33 protein-coding genes and 1 riboswitch are annotated in these 25893 nt (G+C 66.1%); of the genes, 14 read left to right on the forward strand and 19 right to left on the reverse strand.

All coding sequences use genetic code 11. The features are described 5' to 3' along the window. The first annotated feature begins 47 nt into the window (after window positions 1–47). Window positions 48–159, forward strand: a riboswitch (TPP riboswitch). Between the two features lie 45 nt (window positions 160–204). The 3 genes from thiC to ACE3QC_RS11040 are packed head-to-tail and all read left to right on the forward strand — an operon-like array spanning window position 205 to window position 3297. Next, on the forward strand, window positions 205–2085 hold the full coding sequence (gene thiC / locus ACE3QC_RS11030) for a phosphomethylpyrimidine synthase ThiC (RefSeq protein ID WP_374408182.1): 1881 nt from the start codon (window positions 205–207) through the stop codon (window positions 2083–2085). After that, window positions 2078–2602 (forward strand): DarT ssDNA thymidine ADP-ribosyltransferase family protein, encoded by a 525-nt coding sequence (locus tag ACE3QC_RS11035; RefSeq protein WP_374408184.1) that lies wholly within the window; start codon window positions 2078–2080, stop codon window positions 2600–2602. Before thiC ends, ACE3QC_RS11035 begins: the two co-directional genes overlap by 8 nt. 2 nt (window positions 2603–2604) lie before the next feature. Further along, the gene (locus tag ACE3QC_RS11040) at window positions 2605–3297 is read left to right on the forward strand and encodes a hypothetical protein (RefSeq protein WP_374408186.1); all 693 of its coding nucleotides are present in this window, start codon (window positions 2605–2607) and stop codon (window positions 3295–3297) included. 20 nt (window positions 3298–3317) lie between these two features. On the opposite strand, the gene ACE3QC_RS11045 is transcribed toward ACE3QC_RS11040, so the two are convergent. Next, complete coding sequence (locus ACE3QC_RS11045) at window positions 3318–3950, reverse strand: DUF2726 domain-containing protein (protein ID WP_374408187.1); 633 nt, start codon at window positions 3948–3950, stop codon at window positions 3318–3320. Between the two features lie 841 nt (window positions 3951–4791). On the opposite strand from ACE3QC_RS11045, the gene ACE3QC_RS11050 reads away from it, so the two are divergent. The 3 genes from ACE3QC_RS11050 to ACE3QC_RS11060 all read left to right on the forward strand — a co-directional run bounded on the left by ACE3QC_RS11050 (window position 4792) and on the right by ACE3QC_RS11060 (window position 6193). Next, window positions 4792–5139, forward strand: coding sequence for an antibiotic biosynthesis monooxygenase (locus ACE3QC_RS11050; RefSeq protein WP_374408189.1), 348 nt, complete (start codon window positions 4792–4794; stop codon window positions 5137–5139). Window positions 5140–5247: 108 nt separating this feature from the next. After that, window positions 5248–5724, forward strand: a complete 477-nt coding sequence (locus tag ACE3QC_RS11055; protein WP_374408191.1) for a 2'-5' RNA ligase family protein — start codon at window positions 5248–5250, stop codon at window positions 5722–5724. 40 nt (window positions 5725–5764) lie between these two features. Continuing rightward, a complete protein-coding gene (locus ACE3QC_RS11060) occupies window positions 5765–6193 on the forward strand; it encodes a DUF6491 family protein (protein WP_374408192.1) in 429 nt (142 codons plus the stop codon). Window positions 6194–6233: 40 nt separating this feature from the next. Here ACE3QC_RS11060 and ACE3QC_RS11065 read toward each other — a convergent pair whose 3' ends face one another. Next, the gene (locus ACE3QC_RS11065) at window positions 6234–6719 is read right to left on the reverse strand and encodes a PRC-barrel domain containing protein (RefSeq protein WP_374408194.1); all 486 of its coding nucleotides are present in this window, start codon (window positions 6717–6719) and stop codon (window positions 6234–6236) included. A gap of 102 nt (window positions 6720–6821) precedes the next feature. Here ACE3QC_RS11065 and ACE3QC_RS11070 point away from each other — a divergent pair, with 102 nt between their 5' ends. Continuing rightward, window positions 6822–7265: a COG3650 family protein gene (locus ACE3QC_RS11070; protein ID WP_374408196.1), complete on the forward strand. Its 444-nt coding sequence runs from the start codon at window positions 6822–6824 to the stop codon at window positions 7263–7265. On the opposite strand, the gene ACE3QC_RS11075 is transcribed toward ACE3QC_RS11070, so the two are convergent. Further along, window positions 7243–7587 carry an Mpo1-like protein gene (locus ACE3QC_RS11075; RefSeq protein ID WP_374408198.1) on the reverse strand — a complete coding sequence of 115 codons (345 nt, stop codon included), beginning with the start codon at window positions 7585–7587 and terminating at the stop codon, window positions 7243–7245. The genes ACE3QC_RS11070 and ACE3QC_RS11075 overlap by 23 nt on opposite strands. Then, complete coding sequence (locus tag ACE3QC_RS11080; protein ID WP_374408199.1) at window positions 7587–9044, reverse strand: S41 family peptidase; 1458 nt, start codon at window positions 9042–9044, stop codon at window positions 7587–7589. The genes ACE3QC_RS11075 and ACE3QC_RS11080 overlap by 1 nt, the downstream gene beginning before the upstream one ends. Window positions 9045–9294: 250 nt before the next feature. On the opposite strand from ACE3QC_RS11080, the gene ACE3QC_RS11085 reads away from it, so the two are divergent. Beyond that, the gene (locus ACE3QC_RS11085; protein ID WP_374408201.1) at window positions 9295–9891 is read left to right on the forward strand and encodes a YbhB/YbcL family Raf kinase inhibitor-like protein; all 597 of its coding nucleotides are present in this window, start codon (window positions 9295–9297) and stop codon (window positions 9889–9891) included. Between the two features lie 35 nt (window positions 9892–9926). Continuing rightward, window positions 9927–10178, forward strand: a complete 252-nt coding sequence (locus tag ACE3QC_RS11090; RefSeq protein ID WP_374408203.1) for an SWIB/MDM2 domain-containing protein — start codon at window positions 9927–9929, stop codon at window positions 10176–10178. On the opposite strand, the gene ACE3QC_RS11095 is transcribed toward ACE3QC_RS11090, so the two are convergent. Further along, window positions 10175–10615 carry a DoxX family protein gene (locus ACE3QC_RS11095; RefSeq protein WP_374408205.1) on the reverse strand — a complete coding sequence of 147 codons (441 nt, stop codon included), beginning with the start codon at window positions 10613–10615 and terminating at the stop codon, window positions 10175–10177. The genes ACE3QC_RS11090 and ACE3QC_RS11095 overlap by 4 nt on opposite strands. Window positions 10616–10636: 21 nt before the next feature. Between ACE3QC_RS11095 and ACE3QC_RS11100 the strand changes: the two genes are divergently transcribed. Together ACE3QC_RS11100 and ACE3QC_RS11105 are read left to right on the forward strand one after the other, a co-directional pair. Next, window positions 10637–11437 carry a DUF72 domain-containing protein gene (locus ACE3QC_RS11100; RefSeq protein ID WP_374408206.1) on the forward strand — a complete coding sequence of 267 codons (801 nt, stop codon included), beginning with the start codon at window positions 10637–10639 and terminating at the stop codon, window positions 11435–11437. Continuing rightward, a complete protein-coding gene (locus ACE3QC_RS11105) occupies window positions 11434–12693 on the forward strand; it encodes a dipeptidase (protein ID WP_374408208.1) in 1260 nt (419 codons plus the stop codon). The genes ACE3QC_RS11100 and ACE3QC_RS11105 overlap by 4 nt, the downstream gene beginning before the upstream one ends. Here the strand turns inward: ACE3QC_RS11105 and ACE3QC_RS11110 are convergent. From ACE3QC_RS11110 to ACE3QC_RS11150, 9 genes are all read right to left on the reverse strand, one after another. Then, window positions 12690–13106 carry a DUF1810 domain-containing protein gene (locus ACE3QC_RS11110; protein WP_374408210.1) on the reverse strand — a complete coding sequence of 139 codons (417 nt, stop codon included), beginning with the start codon at window positions 13104–13106 and terminating at the stop codon, window positions 12690–12692. The genes ACE3QC_RS11105 and ACE3QC_RS11110 overlap by 4 nt on opposite strands. 4 nt (window positions 13107–13110) lie before the next feature. Then, the gene (locus tag ACE3QC_RS11115) at window positions 13111–13296 is read right to left on the reverse strand and encodes a DUF3008 family protein (RefSeq protein ID WP_374408212.1); all 186 of its coding nucleotides are present in this window, start codon (window positions 13294–13296) and stop codon (window positions 13111–13113) included. Between the two features lie 12 nt (window positions 13297–13308). Then, window positions 13309–13533, reverse strand: coding sequence for a DUF2945 domain-containing protein (locus tag ACE3QC_RS11120; RefSeq protein ID WP_374408214.1), 225 nt, complete (start codon window positions 13531–13533; stop codon window positions 13309–13311). A 4-nt stretch (window positions 13534–13537) separates the two neighbouring features. After that, window positions 13538–13840 carry a hypothetical protein gene (locus ACE3QC_RS11125; RefSeq protein WP_374408216.1) on the reverse strand — a complete coding sequence of 101 codons (303 nt, stop codon included), beginning with the start codon at window positions 13838–13840 and terminating at the stop codon, window positions 13538–13540. A gap of 70 nt (window positions 13841–13910) precedes the next feature. Beyond that, the gene (gene dapD, locus ACE3QC_RS11130; protein WP_374408218.1) at window positions 13911–14732 is read right to left on the reverse strand and encodes a 2,3,4,5-tetrahydropyridine-2,6-dicarboxylate N-succinyltransferase; all 822 of its coding nucleotides are present in this window, start codon (window positions 14730–14732) and stop codon (window positions 13911–13913) included. A gap of 37 nt (window positions 14733–14769) precedes the next feature. Beyond that, window positions 14770–15855 carry a phosphotransferase family protein gene (locus tag ACE3QC_RS11135; RefSeq protein WP_374408220.1) on the reverse strand — a complete coding sequence of 362 codons (1086 nt, stop codon included), beginning with the start codon at window positions 15853–15855 and terminating at the stop codon, window positions 14770–14772. Further along, entirely contained in the window at window positions 15855–16943 is a 1089-nt protein-coding gene (locus ACE3QC_RS11140) for a Zn-dependent alcohol dehydrogenase (RefSeq protein WP_374408221.1), read from the reverse strand. Before ACE3QC_RS11140 ends, ACE3QC_RS11135 begins: the two co-directional genes overlap by 1 nt. After that, window positions 16943–18229 carry an acyl-CoA dehydrogenase family protein gene (locus tag ACE3QC_RS11145; protein WP_374408223.1) on the reverse strand — a complete coding sequence of 429 codons (1287 nt, stop codon included), beginning with the start codon at window positions 18227–18229 and terminating at the stop codon, window positions 16943–16945. The genes ACE3QC_RS11140 and ACE3QC_RS11145 overlap by 1 nt, the downstream gene beginning before the upstream one ends. Window positions 18230–18323: 94 nt before the next feature. After that, window positions 18324–19760 (reverse strand): MFS transporter, encoded by a 1437-nt coding sequence (locus ACE3QC_RS11150; RefSeq protein WP_374408226.1) that lies wholly within the window; start codon window positions 19758–19760, stop codon window positions 18324–18326. 243 nt (window positions 19761–20003) lie between these two features. On the opposite strand from ACE3QC_RS11150, the gene ACE3QC_RS11155 reads away from it, so the two are divergent. From ACE3QC_RS11155 to ACE3QC_RS11165, 3 genes are all read left to right on the forward strand, one after another. Then, window positions 20004–21182, forward strand: coding sequence for an acyl-CoA dehydrogenase family protein (locus ACE3QC_RS11155; RefSeq protein WP_374408228.1), 1179 nt, complete (start codon window positions 20004–20006; stop codon window positions 21180–21182). A 133-nt stretch (window positions 21183–21315) separates the two neighbouring features. Beyond that, window positions 21316–22455 (forward strand): acyl-CoA dehydrogenase family protein, encoded by a 1140-nt coding sequence (locus ACE3QC_RS11160; RefSeq protein ID WP_374408230.1) that lies wholly within the window; start codon window positions 21316–21318, stop codon window positions 22453–22455. A gap of 12 nt (window positions 22456–22467) precedes the next feature. After that, on the forward strand, window positions 22468–23265 hold the full coding sequence (locus ACE3QC_RS11165) for an SDR family oxidoreductase (RefSeq protein WP_374408232.1): 798 nt from the start codon (window positions 22468–22470) through the stop codon (window positions 23263–23265). 47 nt (window positions 23266–23312) lie between these two features. Here ACE3QC_RS11165 and ACE3QC_RS11170 read toward each other — a convergent pair whose 3' ends face one another. From ACE3QC_RS11170 to ACE3QC_RS11190, 5 genes are all read right to left on the reverse strand, one after another. Next, window positions 23313–23777, reverse strand: coding sequence for a hypothetical protein (locus ACE3QC_RS11170; RefSeq protein ID WP_374408234.1), 465 nt, complete (start codon window positions 23775–23777; stop codon window positions 23313–23315). Between the two features lie 76 nt (window positions 23778–23853). Continuing rightward, complete coding sequence (locus ACE3QC_RS11175; protein ID WP_374408236.1) at window positions 23854–24096, reverse strand: hypothetical protein; 243 nt, start codon at window positions 24094–24096, stop codon at window positions 23854–23856. Window positions 24097–24153: 57 nt separating this feature from the next. Further along, window positions 24154–24789, reverse strand: coding sequence for a guanylate kinase (gene gmk, locus ACE3QC_RS11180; RefSeq protein ID WP_374408238.1), 636 nt, complete (start codon window positions 24787–24789; stop codon window positions 24154–24156). A 60-nt stretch (window positions 24790–24849) separates the two neighbouring features. Then, complete coding sequence (locus tag ACE3QC_RS11185) at window positions 24850–25278, reverse strand: hypothetical protein (RefSeq protein WP_374408239.1); 429 nt, start codon at window positions 25276–25278, stop codon at window positions 24850–24852. Window positions 25279–25322: 44 nt separating this feature from the next. Continuing rightward, complete coding sequence (locus ACE3QC_RS11190) at window positions 25323–25826, reverse strand: SspB family protein (protein WP_374408241.1); 504 nt, start codon at window positions 25824–25826, stop codon at window positions 25323–25325. Window positions 25827–25893 lie beyond the last annotated feature (67 nt).

Raw genomic sequence — 25893 nt, forward strand, 5'->3', positions numbered from 1 at the left:
CGCTTTTTGTCCGGGCATAGACAACTCCGCCTGATGGCCCTAGAAGCAAGCCATCCCCGGGGAGCCTGTCGCGCGAACGCAGGTTGAGAGCGGAATAGCCCGCGACCCGTCGAACCTGATCCCGGTAATACGGGCGGAGGGAGGGAAGCGGCTTTCGCTCGTGGAATCCGTGGCCTCGCTCCGATTGCTACGGAGAACGAGCGCATGGCCGACATCGACAGCAAATTCGAGATCGGGGTCACCACCGGCCCGATCCGCGGCTCGAAGAAGATCCACGTCGGCGAACGCCGCGTCGCCATGCGCGAGATCGCGCTGGAACGCGGCGAGGCGCCGGTGCGCGTCTACGACACTTCCGGCCCCTATACCGACCCCGAGGCGCATATCGACATCGCCGCCGGCCTCGCCCCGCTACGCCGCCAGTGGCAGTTCGATCGCGGCGACGTGGAGGAATACGATCCGCGCGAGGTGCGCCCGGAGGACAACGGCCAGCTCGGCCCCGACCGCTCGGGCGGCGTCCCGGCGTTCCCGACAGCGCTGCGCAAGCCCCTGCGCGCGAAACCGGGCGCGAACCTCTCCCAGATGCACTACGCCCGCCGCGGCATAATCACGCCCGAGATGGAATACGTCGCCGAGCGCGAGAACCTCGGCCGCGAACGCCTGCGAGAGGCCCCTGAAGGCAATTCGTGGGGCGCGGAAATCCCGGAGTATGTGACTCCCGAATTCGTCCGCGACGAGGTTGCCCGCGGCCGCGCGATCATCCCCTCCAACGTCAACCACCCCGAGGCCGAGCCGATGGCGATCGGCCGCAACTTCCTCGTCAAGATCAACGCCAATATCGGCAACTCCGCCGTCGCGTCCGATGTCGCCAGCGAGGTCGACAAGATGGTCTGGTCGATCCGCTGGGGCGCGGACACGGTGATGGACCTCTCCACCGGCCGCAACATCCACGACACCCGCGAATGGATCATCCGTAACAGCCCCGTCCCCATCGGCACCGTGCCGATCTACCAGGCGCTGGAGAAAGTCGGCGGCATCGCCGAGGACCTCACCTGGGAAATCTTCCGCGACACGCTGATCGAGCAGGCCGAACAGGGCGTCGACTACTTCACCATCCACGCCGGCGTGCGCCTGCCCTACGTCCCGATGACGGCGAAGCGCGTCACCGGCATCGTCAGCCGCGGCGGCTCGATCATGGCGAAATGGTGCCTCGCGCATCACAAGGAGAGCTTCCTCTACGAACGCTTCGACGAGATCACCGAGATCATGAAGGCCTACGACATCGCCTATTCGCTGGGCGACGGCCTGCGCCCCGGCTCCATCGCCGACGCGAACGACGAGGCGCAGTTCGCCGAGCTCTACACGCTGGGCGAGCTCACCAAGCGTGCCTGGGAGCAGGACGTCCAGGTAATGATCGAGGGCCCCGGCCACGTGCCGATGCACAAGATCAAGGAGAACATGGACAAGCAGCTCGAGGCCTGCGGCGAGGCGCCGTTCTACACCCTCGGCCCGCTCGTCACCGACATCGCGCCGGGCTACGATCACATCACCAGCGGCATCGGCGCGGCGCAGATCGGCTGGTACGGCACCGCGATGCTCTGCTACGTCACGCCCAAGGAACACCTCGGCCTGCCCGACCGCGACGACGTGAAGGTGGGCGTGGTGACCTACAAGCTCGCCGCCCACGCCGCCGACCTTGCCAAGGGGCACCCCGCCGCCAAGGTCCGCGACGACGCGCTCTCCAAGGCGCGCTTCGAATTCCGCTGGCGCGACCAGTTCAACCTCTCGCTCGATCCCGACACCGCCGAGCAATACCACGACCAGACGCTACCGGCGGAAGGCGCCAAGACCGCGCACTTCTGCTCGATGTGCGGCCCCAAGTTCTGCTCGATGAAGATCACGCAGGAGGTGCGCGATTTTGCAGCGAAGCAGAATTCGGATAGCTATCTCGCGAGTGAAAACATCAAGCGCGAGACCTCACTCGAACAGGCCGAGGAAGCGCGCCGGGGCATGGAGGAGATGAGCGAGGTGTATCGGGAGAAGGGCGAGAAATTGTATTTGCCGGAGGGAGAACAGAACGATGGGTGATGCCGCGAAACTTCATGAGATTCTCGCTGCTAAAAATCGAGTGTTCTACCATTTTACAGACACTCGCAATCTACCATCAATTCAACAGCATGGGCTGCTATCGATGCACCAATTGAGGGAGCGTAGGATTATCGTTGCTCCCGGAGGGAATGATTGGAGCCTAGATGCAGATAAGCGCAGTGGGATGGACAGGTTTGTACATCTTTGTTTTTTTGAAGATCATCCTATGGAGTACGTAGCCAAGAAAGAAGGCCGGATAGAAAGAACTCGTTTTCTTCGTATCGATCCTAGTGTCATCACGATGGACGGCGTTCTTATTTCAACTGAAGTATCGAACAAAGCTGGTGTGTTGCCTAGGCCTGCTGACGAAATGGTGAACGAACTGGACCTCGAGGTTATTTACACTCGAACTGATTGGAAGGATCCGAAGGTGCAGGCTAGGTTGCGGGCTGCGCAAAAGTGCGAGTTGCTCGTGCCTGAGCATATCGCTGCTGACCGTATAAGAAACGCAGGCTAACTTTGGCAAAAAGGCCCATCTTTGTTCCCATATTAGACGGTAAGCGTTTCGTTCTTGAGCGTTACGTCGAATTTCAATGGCATTCGGGCTTCGCGAAATCGCAGAAGCAAAAAAGCATTAGGTCGCTGCATGATATGGCTTTGCGTGACTACGGGGTCCAAAACCCGTTAGAGGTTTCTTCAAAATCAGAAGATCCTCTCGGTGTGGCACTCTCCTCTTTCAACTTGACCTTCGAAACAACGAAAGGGCGAAGGTTAACAGTTGAGGCAGCCTTTCAAGGCAGCAAGGTGTTCGAGCGCGGAGGGCCATTTTCCGATATCTTTGCAATGAGGCCGATCGATGCAAAAAGGGATCCGCGGCTTAGAGAGAGCGGAAGGCTAACTGGTTTCCGGCTGTATAATCGAGAATGGGAGCTAGAACCCAAGACAGCCTTTTATGACTGGCTTTACATTAATGCGTTAATCAAAAACCCCGAACTAGCGGAAGAGGTCACAGACCGTGATGGGTTCACTGATATAGAGTTTAATCCCGAAAAATCTATTAACTGTCAGGCAAGATCAGTCGCGCTTTTTTGTGCACTGTTTCACAATGACAAGTTGTCGTTCGCATTAGAAAGCCGTGCCAATTTTCTTTCCCTATATGCGGGTCGTGTCTCTGATCCGCACCAGCCGGAAGAAGTACGGTATTTGATTTAGAGGATTGCATCACGCACTAGCTAAACTGCTACGACCAACCTCTCCACCAGCGCCCTCAACTCACTCGGCGTCGTGTGTCCCGCGACCACCTCGTGGTACCCAATGCCCGCCTTGCGCAGGGCTTCCTTCTTCACCGCGTCGCGGGCGGCGGCGCAGTCGCCGGTGTGGTGGCCCGAGCCCTGGTATTCGAGCGCGTGGACCACGCGGCAGTTCTCGTCCATCAGCGCGAAGTCGACGCGCTTGGAATTGACCGCGAGGAAGGCGTCCTTGTCGGGGCTGGCGAGGAACTCTCCCAGCGAAACTTGCGCCATCACCTGCCACCCGGGATTGCGCGCGATCACCGCCTTGTCGAGCGCCGCGAACACCTTGGCTTCCGACTTGTTGAGCAGGCTGCGCGAGATGAACCTCGCCCGGCTCACCGCCTTGAGTTGATCGGCGGCAAAATCGGCAGAGCCCTTTCGGGCTACCGCTGCGCTGCTTGAGCCCGACGCGCCGCGCTTCCCCTTCCAGTTCCGCCCGCGCCAGTAGGCCTTGCGCCTCTCGCGGTCGGCGGCGGCGACCATGCGCTCCACCACGATGCCGATCACCCCGCCGATCGCGAGCACGATCAGCAGCGCCAGCGGCCGGTCGAGCAGGAAGTTCACCGTCTCCATCGCGTTGCTCCGGTTATGCAGGTGCCATGCGCATTTTCGGCTTCTATCTTTTCGGACCAAGAATTTCGTTAATCGCACGCTAGCCACTGAGGTGGTCGGGTTTGTTCACACGAAGACACGAAGGCACGAAGATGGTTTGCCGGGATGCTTCGGTTTCGTGTGAACACCGGCGGTGTGGAGGAGGATGGCGCGCTGGTGCGCGCGTTTTCTTTGTGGCTTCGTGGCTTCGTGTGAGCCGAAACATCCCCGCCTCTCCACGCGCCCCGGCGGCAGAAACCGCTTTCCTACATGCCCCCACGCGTGCCTTACCCTGCGCGATGAGCACGCCGACCCCTCCGCCCGCCAGGCCCCGCCGCTCCAACGCCGACTATCGCTGGACGCTGCCCAAGGTCACCGCCTTCCTCGAAGCGCTCGCGCTCAGCGGGCGGGTGGCGGAGGCGGCGCGGACCGTCGGGATGAGCCGGCAGGCAGCCTACAAGCTGCGCGCGCGGCTCGACGGGCCACGGTTCCGCGCCGCGTTCGAGAATGCGCGCAAGGCGGGCATCCACGCGCGTATGGCGGCGAGCCGGGGCCGGCCGCGCTCGCGCTGGGAGGGGCCGGGCATCGCCGCGCTCGATCACTTGCGCCAAGGCGACAGTGGCGCCGCGCAAGGTGACGGTTCGCCCACGCTAGGCGACACCTCCGCCCCGCAAGGCGACACGTCCACCCTGCAAGGTGACGCCACCGCGCACAAGGCGACGAAAGTTTCCCAGGACAGTGTAACAACCGGTCCATGTCTCTCCCGCATTGAGGCCCGGAACGCCGCCGCCCGGCGCGGATTGTCGGAGGGAGGAGAGCCCCGATGTTCGTCGCCGCCTACTGGTGGAAGGTCCACCCCGGCAAGGAAGCGCAGTTCCGCAAGGCCTGGCGGAGCGGGACCGAGCTGATCGCCGAGCGCTACGGCTCGCTCGGCTCGCGCCTGCACTGGGAGGAACTGGACGAGGGCGAGGGCGGGAGCGATGGCGCGGGCGGCCGCTTCGTCGGCGTCGCCGAATGGCCCGATCGCGCGACCTGGCAAGCCGCGTTCGACGCGAAGATGGCCTACGACGACCCCGAAACCCGCGCCGCCTTCGTCGACGCCATCGCCGACACCGTCGACGAACCGCTGCTGCTGATGGAAGTGACCGACGACCTGCTGGCGCGCGAGTGATGACTTGCAAGCAAGTGCAGGAGAACATAAGAAGAACGAATGACACGATTCGCCGTTCTTCACCGCCTGTTCTTCGCGCTTATTCCGACAAAGCCGGCGGGGCGGCGGATGGAACTGATACGCAACGGCTTGTCCTTGGCGACCAAGGTCGATCCCGAACGGTTGCATATGACACTCGGCATCAGCGAGGATTTCGTCGAGTTTCCCTCAAGCGCCGCGAATGCAATGCTCGCGGTCGGCGATGCCGTCGCGGGCGAACCACAGAAGATCGCGCTCGATTGCCTGGCGGGCTCCGATGCCTCGGTCGCGCTCCGGCCTGCCCGATCACCGCGCGGCTTGCGTCTCATGCAGAAGGGAATCGGCGATCGGCTATTCCGCCGCGGCCTCGCCCGAAGCGGATGGCAATTCAATCCGCACGTCACGCTCGGCTATCGCCAAGGGCTGCCGTTCAGGACGCGTGTAGAGCCGATCGAATGGAAGGCGTGCGATTTCGTGCTGGTGCACAGCGTTGTCGGCAAGACGATCCACCGCGAACTCGCGCGGTGGCCGCTCGTCCCGCGCCAATATTCCCTTCCGTTCGTTTAGGCAGGGTGGGAAGGACGTATTGCGAAGACCGGAGACTGCGATGACGAGGTTGTTTGCTGCAAACCTAGCGTTCGCCATGGCTCTGGCGGCTTGCGCACCAGCCCCAGAGCATCCTGGCGGCACGATGGAAGGCTCATCTGCCCATACGCAGCCGGAAGGGCGTAGCTGTTTCTCGCCGCGCCTCGTCAGCGGTTTCCGCGAGGCGCCCGAAAGCGCGAGCGGGGCCGAGCAGGTCTATATCGATGTGGGCCGCGACACCTATCTGTTCGAGACGTTCGGGGGCTGCCCGGATCTCGACTTCTCCTACCGCATCGGGCTCGACCAGCGGATTCCGGGCCAGATCTGCGACGGGCTCGACGTCGACCTGATCGTGCCCGACGCGGCGCTCGGGCCGCGCAGTTGCCCGGTGCGCATGGTCAGGAAGTTGGGCGCGGACGAGGAAGGTTCGCGCTGGGGTGGCCGTGACTGAGAAGCGCGCGGCGGGATTGCGACCGCCGCGCGCTCTCGGCTTACTGCTGCGTCGCGGGGGTGGCCGCCGGGGCCGGGGCCGCCGCGGGTGCGGGCGTAGCGGCCGCGGGCATCATCTCGGCATCGGGCAGCGCGGCCAGTTCGGCCGCCGTCATCGCGGTCTGGATATCGATGTCGTCGCCATCGGGCTGGGTGGCCAGCCCGTCCAGCGGCACCATGACGTAGCGGTCGGGATTGCTGTCCTCGATCTCCACCAGCAGGCCGTCGACCGTGCCGGAGGAACTGCGGCGGATCTGCTGGACGTCGCCGAGATCGGCGCCGGTGGCGGTGACCAGATCGGCTTCGAGCAGCTGCGCTTCGGTCAGGCCGAGCGCGGCGATCGCGCCGCCCGCGGCGACCGCGCTGGCTTCGGCCTGCATCTCGACCTGGTCCTCCAGCGCGTCGGCTTCGCGTTCGGCCTGCGATTCGCAGGCGGCGAGCGCGGCGAGCGCGAGGGGAAGGATGGCGTAGCGATAGCGGGTCTTCATGACGGCATTCCTCGTTTCGTCGGGTCTTTTCGCTCAATCCACCGGACCGCAGCCGGTTCCGACCGCTGGCGCTCGGTGCCCGAAAGCCCTAGACCCGGCCGCATGACCTTTCGCCTCGCCATCGCCGCCTCCTCGTTCCTCGCTCTGGCTGCGTGCCAGCCCGGCCCCGAGGGCCCGGAAGGCACCACCCGCGAGAGCCCGGGCGCGGCATTCGCCGCCATCGGCCCGGAAGAAACCGTGCGCTTCGTCGGCACCGAACCCTTCTGGGGCGGCGAGGCGAGCGGTGAACGGCTGCTCTACACCACAGTCGAGAACCAGGAAGGGTTCGAGATCGCGGTGGAGCGGTTCGCGGGCAACAACGGGCTCGGGTATTCGGGCACGCTGGAGGGCGAGGCGTTCGACATGGCGATCACCCCGGGCGAGTGCTCCGACGGGATGAGCGACCGCACGTTCCCCTTCACGGTGACGCTGAAGATCGGCGCGGAGCAGCGGGGCGGCTGCGCCTGGACCGATCGTGCGCCGTTTACCGGCCCGGAGAATCCTTGACCCCGGCGCGCACCAGCTCGGGCCCGAGCCGCCCGGTCAGCCACAGCCACCACATGCGGAAATCGGCCGCGAGGCTCCACAGCGGATAGGTGAACGTGGCGGGCCGGTTCTTCTCCACCCCGAAATGCGCGACCCAAGCGAAGAAGTACCCGGCCACCGGCAGCGCCAGCAGCCACCACCAGCGGCCGGTGACGATCGCGAACACGGCGATCGCCACCACCAGCGTGGTGCCGATATAATGCAGCGTCCGCGTGCGCGGCTTGGAATGCTCGCGCAGGTAGAACGGCCAGAACGCGGCGAAGGTGGTGTATTCGCGCGCCATCAGAACAGCCCCGGCACCTCGCGCTGCGCGGGGCTCGGCGTGTCGGGCTGGAGCACCTGTCGGCGCGAGGTGAGCGGCATCGCCGCGGGATCGCGCAGCGTCGCGGTTGCGCTGCGCCCGCCGATCGGGCTGCACACCGGCGCGCCGCCGCGCAGGAAGGCGAGCGCCTGCGCCACCGAGGCCTCGTTCGGATCGCCGAGCTGGGTGAAGATGTCGTCGTCGGCGCGGCAGGTGACGGGCACCACGCTGGCGAGCCCGGTGAAGTACTCGCCCTGACGGTCGGCGTTCTCGGTCTTGAAGGTCACCGCGCGCAGCCGGTCGTCGCACTCGGTCTTGTCGAACGCGAACTGGCCGACCGGCTTGCCGAAGGTGTTGGTGCCCACCAGCGCCATGTCGGTATCGAGGTAGGGGATGAAGGCGTTGGTCACCAGTTCGCTCGCCGAAGCGGTGCCGCCGGTGCCGATGAAGGCGATCTTGGTCGCGGCGATGGCCTGTGCCTGGGTGCCGAACAGGTCGCTCTCGTTCTCGCTCGATTTCGACGGCCGCAGCGTGGTGTAGCTGAACACCTGGCCGACACGATCGCGGCCCATGAGATCGCCCATGAGTTCCGCGATCCGCACGAGCCCGCCGCCGTTATAGCGCAGGTCGACGATCACTTCGGTCACGCCCTGCTGGCGGAAATCGGCGAACGCCGCGCGCAGGTCGGGCTCGGCGGTGTCGATGAAGGTGCGCAGGTTGACGTAGCCGACCTTCTTGCCGCCATCGTCGATGATCTTCGCGCCGTAGCGGTCGGACACCGGATCGAGCGGGAATTCCGCCTTGATCACGGTGATCTGGCGCTCGGTGCCGTCGACTTCGCGGATCTGGAAGACGCGCTGCAGCCCGGGGTCGGAGGGGCCGAGCGCTTCGATCACCGCGTCGGGGCCGCCTGCGGCCATCAGCGAGGCGATCGACTGGAGCGACGATGCGCTGCGGCCGACAGAGAGCAGCTCGACGCCGCGGTCGAGGCCTTGCGGGAGACCGGGGCCATCTTCGAACGCCTCGATCACGAACACCCGGTTCGCGCCGGTATCGTAGCCGAGGCGAACACCGAACCCGGCGCTCGCCCCGGAATTGAAGAACGCTTCCTCCTCCTCGATCGAAGTGATGTAGGTGAAGAAGCGATCCTTCGATTCCGCGCGTGCGGGCGCGACCAGCGCGTCGATGTAGCTCTGGAGATCGCTGAAGCTGCCCTTGTTCACGCCGGTGTCGAGGAGGTCGGGGAACAGGTACCATTCGTCGAGCACCGCGCGGACGAAATCCTGCCTGGCGGAAAGCGAGCAGCCGGACGAGGTAGGCGTCGGCGTCGGCGTGGGGTTGGTGCCGATCGGGCCGCCCCCGTCGCTCGAACCGCCTCCGCCGCATCCCGCGAGCGATCCTGCCAGAACGATGCTGAGCGCCGTGCGACCGATACCCATGATGTCTCCCCCTCCAGACCCGGATCGAACTGCCGTGATTCCGGCTCCGGGTTCGCCCGCCAGAATGCCCGCCATCCGCCAAACGGGCAAGGCGAATGCCGCGAACCGGGTGAAAATGCACGATTTCGGGAGGAAAACGGGGCGCAAACCGCGTCTCATCGGTGGAAAACCCTCCTTTTGCCCCACTCCGCCCTCGCGAGAGCCTGCGGTTGTCCCTAGATTGCCTCGCCTGAAACCAGCAGGAGTTCGAATGCCCGATACCGTCCCCCCGTGGCTTGCCGGAGCGCTCAAGGGCTCGGGTCCGGGAGATGGGCGGCTGTTGCTCGCGCGGCTCGGCGACGAGCGGGCGCTCGGGCGCGGGGGCTTCGCCCTGTCGAGCCCGGCGTTCGCCGATGGCGGCGATCTCGATCCCTGCTTCACCGCTGACGAGGAAGATGCGGTCGCGCCGCCGCTCGAGTGGACCGCGCCGCCACCCGGCGCGATGGAACTCGTGCTGGTGGTCGAGGATGCCGACGCTCCCGCCGGCGCGCCGGCGTGCCACTGGCTCGTTTGGGGCTTGCCGGCGCAGCGGGCGAAGCTGCTGGAAGGCGAAGTGCCGCCGCGCGTCGGCAAGAACGCGCAGCGCAATTCCGAATGGCTGCTACCCGAGCCGCCGCGCGAGGACGCGGCGCATCGCTATGTGTTCCAGCTCTTCGCGCTCGACCTGCCGCTCACCCTGATGCCCGGCGCGGACGGCGACGAGCTCGCCGCCCAGATGAAGGACCACGTCGTCGCCACGGCCGTGCTGACGGGAAAGTACAAGCGTCAGCCGGAGGATGCCGGGGCGGACGCCTGGGACGATGATTGAACAACAACACGCCAAGACCAGGAAAGGAACCTAAAATGGCTGGCAAGAACAATGCACTGCAAAAGCCCGTGAATCTCTCGGGCGACCTCGAGAATGTAGTGGGCAAGGGTCCGATGACCCGCGCGCAGGTCACCTCGAAGGTGTGGGATTACATCAAGGCCAACGGCCTGCAGGACAGCAAGGACAAGCGGATGATCAATCCCGACGTCAAGTTGGGCGCGGTGATCGGCAAGGATCAGATCTCGATGTTCAAGATGACGGCTGCGGTCTCCAAGCACCTCAGCTAAGCGGGTTTCCGGCGGCGGAACGGCCAGTCCGTAACGCCGCCGGCCCATAGCGCGAGCCACACGATCAGTGGCTGCGCGATCATGCGCGGCACGTGATAGGCGAGGCCCAGCCCGCTGTCCGCGCGCGCCATGTCGAGCGCGAAATGATTGATATTGGCGGGAAACACGCACACCGCATAGAGCGCGAGGCCGATCGCCGCCGCTTGCCGCAGGCGCGGTGACCACGGTTGCACGAGCCCCAGCGCGCCTAGCAGTTCGGCGATCCCGGTCCAGAACACCACCGGCCCGGCCGCCGGCACCCAGTGCGGCATGATCGACAGGAACGGCTCGGGCCGGGCGAGGTGCACGTACCCCGCGAAAGCGTAGAATGCCGCGAGCAGCCAGCGCAGGGCGCGACGCCAGGTCAGCGCGGTGCTTGCGGGATTGGTCGAAGCCATGCCGCGTGCCATAGACCGCGCATGACGATCCGAACAGGCATAGGCGGCTGGACCTATCCCGAATGGCGCGGCGGGGCCTTCTATCCCGAAGGGCTGCGCCAGGCCGACGAACTCGCCTATGCCGCCGAGCGGCTCGGCGCGATCGAGGTGAACGGCACCTTCTATCGTTTGCAGAAGCCCGAGAGCTTCGCCAAGTGGCGCGACGAGACGCCCGACGGGTTCGTCTTCGCGCTCAAGGGATCGCGCTTCGTCACCAACCGCAAGGACCTGTCGCAGGCGGGTGAATCGATCGGGAAGTTCGTCGGGCAGGGGATCGGCGAGCTCGGCGACAAGCTCGGCCCGCTCCTTTGGCAGCTCGCCAAGACCAAACGCTTCGATGCGGACGAAATCCGCGCCTTCCTCGCCCTCCTGCCGCGCGAGCATGCTGGGCTGCGGCTGCGCCATGCGATCGAGGTGGGGCACGAGAGCTTCGCCTGCGCCGAGTTTGTCGATCTGGCGCGCGAGGCCGGTGCGGCGATCGTGTGGTCGGAAGACGAAGGGCGCGCCGAAATCGCCGACCGTACCGCCGATTTCGCTTACTTGCGCTGCCAGAAGATGCGCTCCAAATGCACGACCGGCTACGACGGGGACGGACTAGACCGCATCGCGCGCCTGTGCCGCGCGTGGGCGGATGGGCACGCGCCGCAGGGTGCGCCGCACTTTGGCGATCGCGCCGACAGCCGGGGGGAGGGCGGCGACGTCTTCGCCTTCATGATCAATGGCGCGAAGGAACGCGCCCCGGCGGCCGCGATGGCGCTCGCCGAAAAGCTCGGGGGTTCATGATGAGGTTTGCCTATCTGGTATCCGCAGCGGCGCTGGTGCTGGCGCCGGGCGCGCTGGCGCAATCGCCTGAGCAGGTGGCCGAAGCCGCGCTCGAGGCCGCGCCGGTGTTCGACGGGCACAACGACGTGCCGATCCAGCTTCGCGGCCGCTGGCGCAACATGATCGGCGATTTCGATTTCGTCGACACCACCGACACCGGGCCCGAGCATTCCGAAAAGCGCACGATGCACACCGATCTCAACCGCCTGCGCGAAGGCAAGGTCGGGGCGCAGTTCTGGTCGGTCTACGTCTCCGCCGCCTTGCCCGAGCCCGAGGCGGTGCAGGCGACGATCGAGCAGATCGACGTGACCAGGCGGCTGATCGCTCGCTATCCCGACGATCTCGCGCTGGCGCTGACCGCCGACGAGGTGGAGGCGGCACTGGCCGAGGGCCGGATCGCTTCGCTGATGGGGATGGAAGGCGGCTATTCGATCGGATCGAGCCTCGCCGTGCTGCGCCAGATGTATGCGCTGGGCGCGCGCTACATGACGCTGACGCACTCGACCACGCTATCGTGGGCCGACAGCGCAACCGACGATCCGGTGCACGGCGGGCTGACCGACTTCGGCGAGAACGTGGTGCGCGAGATGAACCGGATCGGCATGCTGGTCGATCTCAGCCATGTGAGCGAGGGCACGATGAGCGACGCGCTCGACGTGTCGGCCGCGCCGGTGATCTTCAGCCATTCGGGTGCGCGGGCGATTAACGGCCACGCGCGCAACGTGCCCGACGCGATCCTGCGCCGCTTGCCGGAGAACGGCGGCGTGGTGATGGTCGTCGGCCTGCCCGGCTATCTGGGGGAGGAGGCGCGCCAGTGGTACGCCCGCCGCGAAGCCGAGGACGCGCGGCTCTCGACGCTGTGGCAGGGCCAGCCCGAGCGGGTCGAGGCCGGACTCGCCGAATGGGACGCGGCCAATCCCGAACCCGCGACGACCGTCTCCGACATGGCGGATCATATCGACCATATCCGCGAGGTCGCCGGGATCGACCATATCGGCATCGGCGGCGATTACGACGGGATGCCGACCGGCCCTGTCGGCATGGAGGACGTCTCGGGCTATCCGGCGCTGTTCGTCGAACTGGCGCGGCGCGGCTATGGCCAGGAAGACCTCGAGAAGATCGCGATGCGCAACGTGTTGCGCGCGATGCGCGGGGCGGAGGCTGTGGCGGCGGCGCAGGCCGAGATGCAGCCGATCGAAACGCCGGTGACCGATTAGATCAGGGCGAGCGTTCGCGGGTCGCGCTTGCCATCGTAGAACGTGTCGAGCACCGCTGCGAACGGCGCCGGTTCATCCGCCACGGCTTCGAACAGGGTCATCGAACTGGCGAGCTTGAGCGCGTCGATTCCGCCGAGGATCGTCTCCGCGCTTCGGCGGCCCTGCCAGACCAGCAAGGCTGCGGCAGCCTCGCGCAAGCGCAGGCCTAGCTGCGGGTGGTCGAGATAGTCCCGCGCCTCCGCACGATTGGCGATGGCGTAGAACCGTGCGGTTTCGCTGCGCCCGAGGCCCGCGATCTGGGGAAAGACGAACCACATCCAGTGGCTGCGTTTTTCGCCGGCTCTCAGTTCGGCCAGCGCCCGCTCGTACACACCGCCCGACTGGGCTTCGACGAAGCGGCTCAGGCCGGGCAACCGATCAATCCGATTTCTTCTCGGGCAGGCCCTTGCGCTTCGTCTCGGCGAAATCCTCGAGTTCGCTCTCGCTCATCGAATCGTACATATCCTTCGATGCGCCTTGCAGGTCGGAAACCTTGGTGTCGCCGCGCTTGGCGGACAACGCCGCGCCGGCGGCTTTCTGCTGGGCCTTGGACTTGGCAGGCATATCGACGTTCCTTCACGCTGCGCTGAGTTCGGACCCCAGCTTGAGCACTTCGCCCCCGTCTTCCTGTTTGATCAGATAGGCGGGATTGTCCTCGCTGCCGTTGCGCTTGATTTCCGATCCTTCAATCGTGCGCGTGACTTCGCGCTCGAAGCGCTCGGCAATCTGACCGTTCGCGGTGCCGGAGGCCCATTTCCACGCGACATGCTGGCCGGTGCGAAAGCTGTTGGCCTCGCTCATGCCGTCAGGTGCCGACGCGGCCCGGATCGTCGGCTGCGGTGCCTTCGGGCGCCTCGTCGATCTGGTCGAAATCATCGGATACGATGCTGTCGGTCGAACTGTCCGACTGCGCGGCCTCGATCCGACCACTCGCGGTCGCCTGGCTTTCGGCCTCGTCTTGCGTCAGCGCGCCGGTCATCCAGATGATCGAGAGGAACCCGATCACCAGGACAAGCCCGATCAGCAGGATCCACCTCACCACGCCTTCTTTCGAGCCACCGCTGACCTCGGTCTCGGTGGTGTGAACCTGTTCGCCCCGTCGTTCCATTCGCATGCTCCCGCTAAATCTAGCCGAATTACGTTCGGGCGGGGCGTATGTTCCTGCTCCGGGCGGCGGATCAGTCGCGCAGAAGCTCGTTGATTCCGGTCTTCGCGCGGGTCTGCGCATCGACGGTCTTCACGATGACCGCGCAGGCGAGCGAGGGGCCGCCGTTCGGGTCGGGCAACGTGCCCGGCACCACGACCGAATAGGGCGGGATACGGCCGCGCACGACCTTGCCGCTCGCGCGGTCGACGATCTTGGTCGATTGCGTGACGAACACGCCCATCGCCACGACGCTGCCTTCGCCGACGACGACGCCCTCGACGATCTCGGAACGCGCGCCGATGAAGCAATTGTCGCCGATGATCGTGGGGTTGGCCTGTAACGGTTCGAGCACCCCGCCGATACCCGCGCCGGCGGAGATGTGGCAGTTCGCGCCGACTTGCGCACAGCTGCCGACCGAGGCCCAGGTGTCGATCATTGTCCCGTCGCCGACGTAGGCGCCGATATTGACGAAGCTCGGCATCAGCACCACGCCGCGCCCGATGTGGCTGCCGCGGCGCACGATCGCGCCGGGCACCACGCGGAAGCCGACGGCGGAAAAGCGCGCGTCATCCCACCCGGCGAACTTACTCGGCACCTTGTCGTACGCGGGCGCGCCGACCGCGCCTTCGATCACCGCGTTGTCGCGCAGGCGGAAGCTCAGCAGCACCGCCTTCTTGAGCCACTGGTTGACCTGCCAGCCGCCACTGCCATCCGGCTCGGCGACGCGCGCCGCGCCGCTGTCGATCAGCGCGATCGCCGCCTCCACCTGCTCGCGAATTTCCGCCGAGTGCGGGCCGACTTCGGCGCGGTTTTCCCAGGCGGCTTCGATGGCGGCGGCGAGGTCTGCGGTCATTGTGCTGGCGCTCCGGTCGTTGCGGTTCGACCGGCTGCTAGTCGAGCCCCGCGGCTTGCGCAAACTGATAGGCGCGCTCGACCAGCGGGCCGACGCGCTCGGACATCTGTTTCGCATGGGCGGAGGACGCGGTGCCGTCGATCACCCGCTTCTTGATACCCTGCATGATCCCCGCGAGGCGGAACAGGTTGTAGGCGAAGTACCAGTCCATCGGCGGTACCGGATAGCCGGTGCGCGCGACATAGCGCTCGACGGCCTCGTCCACTGTGGGAATGCCGAGCGCGGGCAGGTCGAGCCCGAGCAGCCCGGCGCGTCCGTCGGTCGGGTTGTGCCAGTTGAGCATCAGATAGGCGAAGTCCGCGATCGGATCGCCCAATGTCGACAATTCCCAGTCGAGCACCGCGATCACGCGGTTTTCGCCATGCGCGAAGATCATGTTGTCGAGCCGGTAGTCGCCGTGGACGACCGAGCTTTCGTGCTGCGCCGGCACCGTCTGGGGCAGCCATTCGATCAGCCGCTCCATCTGGGGCATGGGCTCGGTTTCGGAGAGGCGGTATTGCTTGCTCCAGCGCGCGATCTGGCGCGCGCAGTAATCGGTCGGCTTGCCGAAACCGCCGAGGCCGATTGCCTCCGGATCTTTCAGGTGGAGATCGGCGATCGTGTCGATCATCGCATGGTAGATTTCGCGGCGGTCGGCGGGCGCGGACTTCGGCAAGGCGCCGTCCCACAGCGAGCGGCCGTCGGCGAGGCCCATGACGAAGAACTTCGACCCGATGACCTCCGGGTCCTCGCACAGCCCGTAGGTCTTCGGCACCGGAAAACCCGTCGGCCCGAGCGCGGCCATCACCGTGTATTCGCGGTCGACCGCGTGCGCGCTCGGCAGGAGCTTGCCGAAGGGCTGGCGCCGCAACACGTAGGACGCACCGGGGGTATCGACGCAGTAGGTCGGGTTCGATTGGCCGCCCTTGAACTTCGCCAGCGTCAGCGGCCCGGCGAACCCTTCGACGTTCGCGCCCATCCATGCTGCAAGCGCAGACTCGTCGAGCTTGTCGCGCTCGGGGACCGCGACAGTGCCGACCATTTCGGTTTCGTAATCGATCGCGGGCGTATCGGCATCGCTCATCAGTCGAACACCACCACGCTGCGCGCGCTGTGGCCCTTGCGCATCTTGTCGAACCCGGCGTTGATCTCTTCCAACGGGATCCGCTCGGCAATGATCGTGTCGAGATCGAGCAGCCCGCGCATGTAGAAATCGACCAGGCGCGGCAGGTCGACCGGGAAGTGGTTCATCCCCATGATCGCGCCCTGCAGCTTCTTGCCCGAGAGCAGGTCCATCGCGCCCAGCCCAACCTTGCAGTCCAATGGCATCATGCCGAGGATCGTCGCAGTACCACCCCGACGCAGCAGCTTGACCGCGAGGTCGGCGCTCGCCTGCCGTCCGACCGCCTCGATCGCATGGTGCACCCCGCCGCCGGTGATGCGCATGACCTGCTCGACCGCGTCGTCGGCCATGGCGTCGATCGTGTGGGTCGCGCCGAGCACCTGCGCCAGTTCACGCTTCTCCGCGATCGGATCGAGCGCGATGACCTTGCCCGCCCCGGCGATCTTCGCCGCGTTGATCGCCGCAAGGCCCACTCCGCCGCAGCCGACCACCGCGACCGTCTCGCCCGGGACGACCGAGCAGGCGTTGAAGATCGTGCCCGCGCCCGTGGTGACCGCGCAGCCGATCACCGCGGCGCGGTCCAATGGCATCTCCTTGTCGATCGCGACGCAGGCGTGCTCGTGAATCAGCATCTGCTCGCAGAACGCCGAGAGGTTGAGCATCTGCGCGACCGGGCCCGAACCGTCGGCGCGTGCGATGCGCGGCGCGTCGGTCTGCGCGCGGCGGGTGTCGCCGCCCATGCACAGCGCCATGCGCCCGGTGACGCAGAACTCGCAGTGGCCGCAGAACGCCGAGAGGCAGGTGACGACGTGGTCGCCGGGTTTCACCATCTTCACTTCGCTGCCGACTGCCCGCACGATCCCCGCCGCCTCGTGGCCCGGGATCGCGGGGACGGCGTGCGGATAGGCGCCATCGATGAAGTGCAGGTCCGAATGGCACAGCCCGCAGGCCTTGGTGTCGATCAGGACCTCGTGCGGGCCGGGATCGGCCAGTTCGACCTCGCCGATCGTCAGGCTGCCGACGCTCTCGAGAATTGCCGCCTTCGCCATCAGCGCGTCGCTCCCATGTCGCCCGAACTCATGCGGTCGCTACCCGGCTGCGGGGCGTGCTTGGCGAACTCCATGCGCGCGATCGAGCGGGCGTGGACCTCGTCCGGCCCGTCGGCGAGGCGCAGCGTACGCTGGTGGGCATAAGCCTTGGCCAACCCGTAATCCTCCGACACGCCGCCGCCGCCGTGCGCCTGGATCGCGTCGTCGATGATCTTCAGCGCCATGTTCGGCGCCTGCACCTTGATCATGGCGATTTCCTGCTTGGCCGTCTTGTTGCCGACCTTGTCCATCATGTCGGCCGCCTTGAGGCACAGCAGGCGCGTCATGTCGATGTCGATGCGGGCGCGGGCGACCCGTTCCTCCCACACCGAATGCTTGTAGATCGGCTTGCCGAACGCCTCGCGCTCCTGCAGCCGGCGGCACATCTTCGCCAGCGCTTCCTCGGCGACGCCGATCGTGCGCATGCAGTGGTGGATGCGGCCCGGCCCGAGGCGGCCCTGCGCGATCTCGAACCCGCGCCCTTCGCCGAGCAGCAGGTTGTCGGCGGGCACGCGCACGTTGTCGAGCGCGATTTCCATGTGGCCGTGCGGCGCGTCGTCGTAACCGAACACGGGCAGGTGGCGCTCGATCGTCACGCCCTCGGCATCCAAAGGCATGACGATCATCGATTGCTGCGCGTGGCGCTGGGCGCCGAAATCGGTCTTGCCCATGACGATCGCGATCGAGCAGCGCGGATCGCCCGCGCCCGAGGACCACCACTTGCGCCCGTTGATGACGTAGTGGTCGCCGTCCTTCTCGATCCGGGTTTCGATGTTGGTCGCGTCCGACGATGCGACGCGCGGTTCGGTCATCAGGAAGGCGGAGCGGATCTCCCCCTCCATCAGGGGCTTCAGCCACTGGTCCTTCTGCGCGCGGGTGCCGTAGCGGTGGAACACCTCCATGTTGCCGGTGTCCGGGGCCGAGCAGTTGAACACCTCGCTCGCCCAGCCGATGCGGCCCATCTCCTCGGCGCAGAGCGCGTATTCGAGGTTGGTGAGGCCCGGCCCGTCGAACTCGAAACTGTCGTCGACGTGGCTCAACTGCCCCTGCGGCGGCATGAACAGGTTCCAGATGCCCTGCGCCTTGGCCTTGGCCTTCATGTCCTCGACGATCGGGATGACCTTCCACCGGTCGCCTTCGGCGTCCTGATCACGATAGGTCGCGGCGTTCGGGCGTACGTTTGCTTCGATGAAGTCGCGCACCCGGTCGCGCCAGTACTGCTGCCGTTCGGTGGGTTCGAAATCCATGATCTATCGTATCCTTTTTCAAATTCTCTAGGTCGGTTTCGCTAGGAAGCTGGCAGAGGCGCACAGCCCCGCCAACCGGCGATGTTATGCGATGTCAGGGCGTGGCTCCGCTGGCGTCGACGTCTCCCCGTGCGGCGGCGTCGAGCGTGGCGAGCCGCGCCTCGTGGTCTTCGCGGCTGATCGGGAAGCGCGCCAGCCACCATGCCGAGAACAGGCCCAGAATGGCGACCGCGACGCAGTATTGCGCGATCAGGCTGTCGATGATCGGCGCGGCCACCGTGCCCGGCTCCGCCCCGGTCGGCAGGCCCGAGACCGAGATGATGATGCCCGCGATCAGGATGCCGGCCCCGGTGGCGCATTTCTGCACGAACCAGTTGCCTGAATAGAACGAGCCTTCGGCGCGCCGCCCGGTCCGTTCCTCGAACGCCTCGACGATCTCGGCGACCATCGAGGAGGCGGACACCAGGATCATGACGCTCAGGCTGTTGCTCACCAGGATGAAGGCGAACAGGAGCATGTTCGAGGCATCGCTCCCCACCTCGGGCCACTGGCCGGCGAAGCGCAAGGCATAGGGGATCAGCCAGAAGGTCATCGACAGCAGAGTTGCTGCCGCAGCGACCCGCACTTTGCCGAAGCGCCGGTGAAGCGCGCCGAGCGTGACGAACACGATCACCACGCTGGCGAACAGGATCAAGGGATAGACCGCCAGCGCCGCTTCGTCGAATTCCCACGCGAACAGGTAGAGGTAGTTCGACAGCGAGAACGTCATCCCCTGGCTCACGTAGGCGGCGACCGCGCCCGCCGAAAGGATCAGGAACGCGCGTTCCGAAAACGCCTCGACGATTTCGGCGAAGGCGGTCTTCAGGCTGAACGGCGGCGGACGGGTTTCGGGGTAGCGGGCGACATACGTGTGCTGGCCGAGCGCCGAGATCAGCGTCGTGACCACGATCACCAGCGCGCCGACGAGGCCGTAGACCTGATAGCTCTCCGCTTCGGTCAATCCGTCGCGCAGGAACACGTTGTAAGCGAGGAACAGGAGCACCAGCCCGCCTGTCCAGCCGAACAGGTAGCGGAAGCGGAACAGCGTGGTCCGCTCGTCGTAGTCGCGTGTCAACTCGGGCACCAGCGCGACCGAGGGCACCTCGCAGGCCGAGAGCAGCAGGCGGATCACGATCGCCATGCCCAGCAGCAGCGCGAAGCTGGGCGGCCCGTCGACCGGCGGCGACCACAGCACGTACCACGCGATTCCGAGCGGGACCGCGGCGAGATAGAGCCACGGCAGGCGCCGCCCCCAGCGGGTATAGGTCCGGTCCGACAGGTTGCCGAGCAGCGGATCGACGAACGCATCGACCACCAGCGCAATCACCAGCGCGAGGCTGACCAGCCAGGCTTCCATGCCCAGCGCCTGGTTGTAGAAGATCAGCAGGAAGACCGAAAAACCGTTGTCCTTCACTCCGAACGCGATCGAGCCGATGCCGTTGGCAAGCTTGACCCGCATCGGCAGGGGGCGCGTGTGATCGGATGCCGTCATGCTGTGGCGCGGCCCCGTGCCGATCGCTGCGGCAGGAGACCGGGTATGCTCGTCAGGCAATGGATTCGCATGCGGGCCTCTCCTCCCGTGGTTTACCGCCAAGCTTACGGGAACGTAAGGCCGCGTCAACGCGATTTCGATGACGTTACGGAATCGCCGTCCGGCATCTTCGAGCTTGCGGTATGGCTCCGAATCACCCTAACGTAAGCGTCAAGAGAACGCTTTTTACGAGAGGAAACGGTCATGGCTGACCTCGACGCATTCCGCGCCGAAACGCGCGCCTGGCTCGAAGCCAATTGCCCGCCCGAGATGCGCGAACCGGTGAAGGACGAAGGCGACGTCTACTGGGGCGGGCGGAACGCCACCTTCAAGAGCGACGCGCAAAAGGCGTGGTTCGAAGCGTGCCGCGACAAGGGCTACACCGTCCCCGCCTGGCCGAAGGACTGCGGCGGCGCGGGCCTTTCGCCGGCCGAGGCCAAGGTGCTGCGCGAGGAAATGGCGCGCATCAACGCCCGCCCGCCGCTTTCCAGCTTCGGCATCTGGATGCTCGGCCCGGCGCTGCTCCAGTTCGGCACCGAGGGGCAGAAGCGGCGCTTTTTGAACGAGATCGCGCGCGGCGAGATCCGCTGGTGCCAGGGCTATTCGGAACCGGGCAGCGGCTCCGACCTCGTCTCGATGCAGACCTTCGGCGAGGACAAGGGCGATCACTGGGTGGTCAACGGCCAGAAGATCTGGACCTCCTACGCCGACGAATGCGACTGGATCTTCTGCCTCGTGCGCACCGACAAGGCGAACAAGTATCAGGGCATCACCTTCATGCTGTTCGACATGGCGAATGCCGGGGTGACCACCAAGCCGATCAAGCTTATCAGCGGCAACAGCCCGTTCTGCGAGACCTTCTTCGACGACGTGAGCGTGCCCAAGAGCTACGGCGAGGACGTGCCCGGTTACGTCGGCGAGATCAATCGCGGGTGGGACGTGGCGAAGTACCTGCTCGGCCACGAGCGCGAGATGATCTCGGCCACCGGCGGCGGCGACCGGGCGACCTCGCTCGGCGCGGTGGCGAGCCGGCAGGGCGCGCTCGACCCGGTGCTGCGCGCCGAGATCGCGCTGTTCGACATCGACGCCTTGGCCTTCACCGCGATGAGCGAGAAGTTCCTCGACGAAGTGAAGGTGGGCAAGGGCCACCCCGCGCAGCCCAACATGCTGAAATACGCGGGCACCGAGCTCAACAAGCGCCGCCACGAACTGGTGATGGCGGCGGGCGGCTCGACCGCGCTCGAGTGGGACAGCGAGGAGACCCGCGGCGGCGCGCCCGCGCGCAGCTGGCTGCGCACCAAGGCCAACTCGATCGAAGGCGGGACGAGCGAGGTGATGCTCAACGTCATCGCCAAGCGCATCCTCGAACTGCCGGGGGCGTAATAACCCTCTCCCCTTGGGGAGAGGGTTGGGAGAGGGGGCCGCGCGCTCCCTTTATTGGCAGGATCAACGAGGGCCGGGGTGCGGATTTCCCCTCTCCCCGGCCCTCTCCCCTGAAGGGGAGAGGGAGAATCGAATGCCGCTTTATCACGACGACGATCAGGCGATGCTCGCCGACACCGCGGGCCAGTTCATGGCCGAAGAAGGCGCGATCGCGAAACAGCTGCGCCACTGGCGCGACCGCGAGTGCAAGGACGGCTTCGGCCATGCGCTGTGGAAGCAGATGGCCGAAATGGGTTTCACCGGCCTCCTGCTCGACGAAGCCGACGGTGGGCTCGGCATGGGCCATGTCGAGGCGGGCATCGTGCTGGAAGAGATCGGCCGCAACCTCACCCCCTCGCCGTTCCTGACCAGCTCGGTGATGGCGGCGAGCGCGCTGAAGGGCGCGAGTGACGAACTGCGCGGGCGCTGGCTGCCGGGCCTCGTTTCGGGCGACAGCGTGTTCGCGGTCGCGATCGACGAAGGCGCCAAGCACCGGCCCGAGCGGATCGCCTGCCGCGCGGAGAAGTCGGGCAACGGGTTCAAGCTCTCGGGCCGCAAGGACTTCGTGGTGCAGGGCGCGAGCGCGGACATGATCGTGGTCGCCGCGCGCACCTCGGGCGCCGACGACGATGCCGGGGGGATCACCCTGTTCGCCGTGCCCAAGGACGCGGCGGGCCTCAGCCACGACGCGGTGCGGCTGGTCGACAGCTCGATGGCGAGCCACCTGACGCTCGACGGCGTGGAACTCGACGGCGACGCGGTGATCGGCGAGGTCGATGGCGGACGCGAAGTCCTGAACCGCGTGCTCGACGCCGGGCGCGTCGGCGCAGCCGCCGAGGGCGTCGGCGTCGCGCGCGGGGCGATGGACATGACCGTCGACTACCTCCGGCAGCGCAAGCAGTTCGGCAAGGTGATCGGCGAGTTCCAGGCGCTCCAGCACCGCGCCGCGCACCTCTATTCGGAAGTCGAGATCGCGCGTGCGGCGACGATCAAGGCGCAGCAACTGCTCGATGCCGGGGCCGACGCCGCCAGCCTCATGGCTTCGGTCGCCAAGGCCAAGGTCGGCAAGGCGGCGGGCCTCGCGGTGAAGGAAGGCGTGCAGATGCACGGCGGCATCGGGATGACCGACGAATACGACATCGGCCTCTACATGAAGCGCGACCGCGCGCTCGCCGAGTTCATGGGCGATGTCTACTACCACGCGGGCCGGGTGGCCGAACTGAGCGGATACTGACGGAGAATCCACATGAACCTCGAAGACCTGTTCGGCCTCAAGGGCCGCGTCGCGCTCGTTACCGGCGGCAGCCGCGGGATCGGGCGGATGATCGTGGAAGGCTTCCTCGCCGCCGGGATCGACCGGGTGTACATCACCGCGCGCAAGGGCGGCGAACTGCACGAGGCTGCCGAGGAACTGGGCGACAAGGTCGTGCCGATCCAGGGCGACATCTCGACGATGGAAGGCATCGACGAACTGGTGACCGCGATCTCCGCGAAGGAGAGCAAGCTCGACATCCTCGTCAACAACGCGGGCGCGGCGTGGGGCGCGGACTACACCGAGTTCCCCGAAGCCGGGTGGGACAAGGTGATGGACCTCAACGTCAAGACCCCGTTTTTCCTCACCCAGAAGTTGCACGGCCTGCTGACCGCCGCCGCGAGCGCGGAGCGGCCGGCCAAGGTCATCAACATCACCTCGGTCGACGGGCAGCGGGTTAACCCGTGGGAAACCTACAGCTACCAGGCGAGCAAGGCCGCGCTGATCCACCTGACCCGCCGCATGGCAGCGCGGCTGGTAAGCGATCATGTCCACGTCACCAGCCTGGCGCCGGGCGCCTTCCCATCGAACATGAACCGCGCCGCGCGTGATCACGAGGAACGGTCGGCCGCGGGCATTCCGGCGAAGCGCGTGGGCGACGTGCGCGACATGGGCGGCACCGCCGTCTACCTCGCCAGCCGCGGGGGCGACTACACGATCGGCGAGACGCTGACGGTGGACGGCGGCGTGGTGAACGCGCACCTGCCGACGCACTTCGCAGAGCCGGGTTGAGGGAGCGTGGTGGACCGCTGACCCACCCCTTTTGAAAAACTCTGCCGTCACCGTCCGCTTCCCGCGAGCAGCGCTTGACGGTCTATTGCATCGAACCGCCGCAGCAGCCGGAAAAGCGCGGAATTTTCGGGTTTCTGGCGGATCGCGGCCATGCGGCCGCGCTGGAGCAGCGGCTGGACGAGGCCCGCTTCGGCCTGCCGGAAGACTGTGTCATTTGTCACCTTCCGAAAATCGGCCTTCGGCGCGACCAGCCGCCCCGATCCGGGCGGCGTGAGCACGTAATCCCAAGCATTCGCGAAACTCGACGCATCGGCCCGCGAACGCAGGCGATAGGCACTGTTGCGCGTCATCCCCGCCGCGCGCGCCGCGTTGGTAACCGAGCCGGTAAGATAGAGCGTTGCGAGGAACGCGCACTGCCGCACCTCGCTCCACCCGTCGCGCCGTGCACGCAGCGGCACCGGCTGGAAGAACGGCGGACGGCGACGGACGCGATGGGCGGCCTGTTTGCGCATCCGCGAAGGTAAGGCAGATTTGGCGCGTGTAGGAAAATGGATTTTGGGAGCGGCGACTAACGGGTGGCAGGCGGACTCAACCCCAACCACCCGCCAGTTCAGCAATACCGCCTGCCGCGAAGGCCACGGCTATCGCGGCGAGGAAGATTCCGTAGCCAATGAGAATTTTCCGGCCGTATCCTTCGTGGCCTTCCCGCTTCCTAAAGCCTGCTGCCCAGCGGGGAAGGAAAAATCGAGTGGCATAGATGCGGGCAACCGCAGCCACGCACCATGCCGCGATGAAAACCCCAAGCATGATCTGAGGAACGATGCTCATCATTTAAGGCTAGAATGTAGTGATTATGTTCGCAATGGGGTCGAGACCCACCCCTACGCTTCACCCCATCAATTCCCGCACGAACCCGATCAGCCCGGTCTGCCGCGCGCGTTTCATGCGTTCCGCATGGAGGATACGGCGGACTTTCTCGAAGCAGACATTCACGTCGTCGTTGACCACGACGTAATCGTAGCCGTCCCAGTGGCTGATTTCGGCGCGGGCGCGGTCCATGCGGCCGTCGATCACTTCGTCGCTGTCGGTCGCGCGCGCTTTGAGGCGGCGGTGCAGCTCGTCGAGGCTGGGGGGCAGGATGAACACCCGGACGACGTCCTGCTGGTCCTTCTGGTAGAGCTGCTGAGTGCCCTGCCAGTCGATGTCGAACAGGAAATCCTGCCCGTCCTTCAGGCCTGCGCGGATATGGCCCTTGGGCGTACCGTAGCGATGATCGAACACCGGCGCCCATTCGTAGAAATCGTCGTGCTCGATCATCCGGTCGAACTCGGCGTCATCGACGAAATGATAATGCACCCCCTCGATCTCGCCGGCACGCATCGGGCGCGTGGTGGCGGAAACCGACAGCCGGATCTCGCTCTCCGCCTCCAGCAGCATGCGCGAGATCGTCGTCTTGCCGGCGCCCGAGGGCGAGGAGAGGATGAACATCAGCCCGCGGCGATGGAGGGTGTCGGGTTCGGCCATGCGCGCTCATGCGCCGAGCGGTGCGGCGAAATCAAGCCCCGCGCGCGGGGGCGAAGGCGGTTATTTCTTCCGCTTCGCCTGCTTGCGCAGCGCCTTGTCGCCCTTGCGCTGGGCGGACAGGCGGGACTTGCGCCGATCGAGCAGCGCGCGCGCCAGCAATCCGCCGCCGACCACGACCGCGCCAGGGATCGAGCGGGTGGCGACGCGCGCCACGACCACCGAGCCCAATGTCTGCAGCAGCGTGCGGTTCTCGACGATATCCTTGGCGGTCGATCCGCCGTAGCGGTTGCGGAGCAAGCCCTTTTCCAGCCCCAGCCGCATCAGCCGCCCGCCGCCACGCAGCAGGATATCGTGGATCAGCAGGTTGGTGGCGGGATTGGGGCTGGGGCCGACGACCTTGTCATCGTCCGGCACGATGCGATCGCCCGTCTTGTCGACCGCCTTCGCGATCCGATCGCTCGCGTGTGTGGTGCGTTTGCGCCTCGCCATGCCCGTGCCCCTTGCTTGTTCCGGCGGGCAGTGCCGGCCAGACCTTATTTCTTGCGGCCGAAATCGACCGTGACGACGTTCGAGCCGTCCTCGCTTTCGCCAACGGTCGGCCGGTCGCCGCGTTCCGGCCCGTCGTTTTCGGCATCGTCGTGCGCTTCGGGCGCCATGTCGGCGACGCTGGCCTGGAACTGCAGCCCGAAATCCACCGCCGGATCGACGAAGGCGGTGATCGCGGCATAGGGAATATCGAGCTTCGACGGCAGCTGGTTGAAGCTGAGGCCGACGGAGAAGCCATCCTCCCCCACGTCGAGATCCCAGAACTTGTTCTGCAGCACGATCGTCATCTCGTCGGGGAACCGCTCGCGCAGGTGCGCGGGGATGGAGACGCCGGGCGCGTGGGTCTTGAAGGTGATGTAGAAGTGATGGCCGCCGGGCAACTCGCTGCCGTTCGCCTGGATTTCGCCGAGCACGCGGCCGACTACCGCGCGCAGGGCCTCCTGCACGATTTCGTCGTAGGGGATCAGGCTGTCGGGTGTTTCGTCGGTCATCTCGCCCGCTTGGTGGCGAGGCTTCGCGCGCCGGTCAAGCGCCAATGCTTGCGCGATGCCCGGGCTT

This window comes from Pelagerythrobacter sp. (genome assembly GCF_041912895.1).
Lineage (GTDB): Bacteria > Pseudomonadota > Alphaproteobacteria > Sphingomonadales > Sphingomonadaceae > Pelagerythrobacter.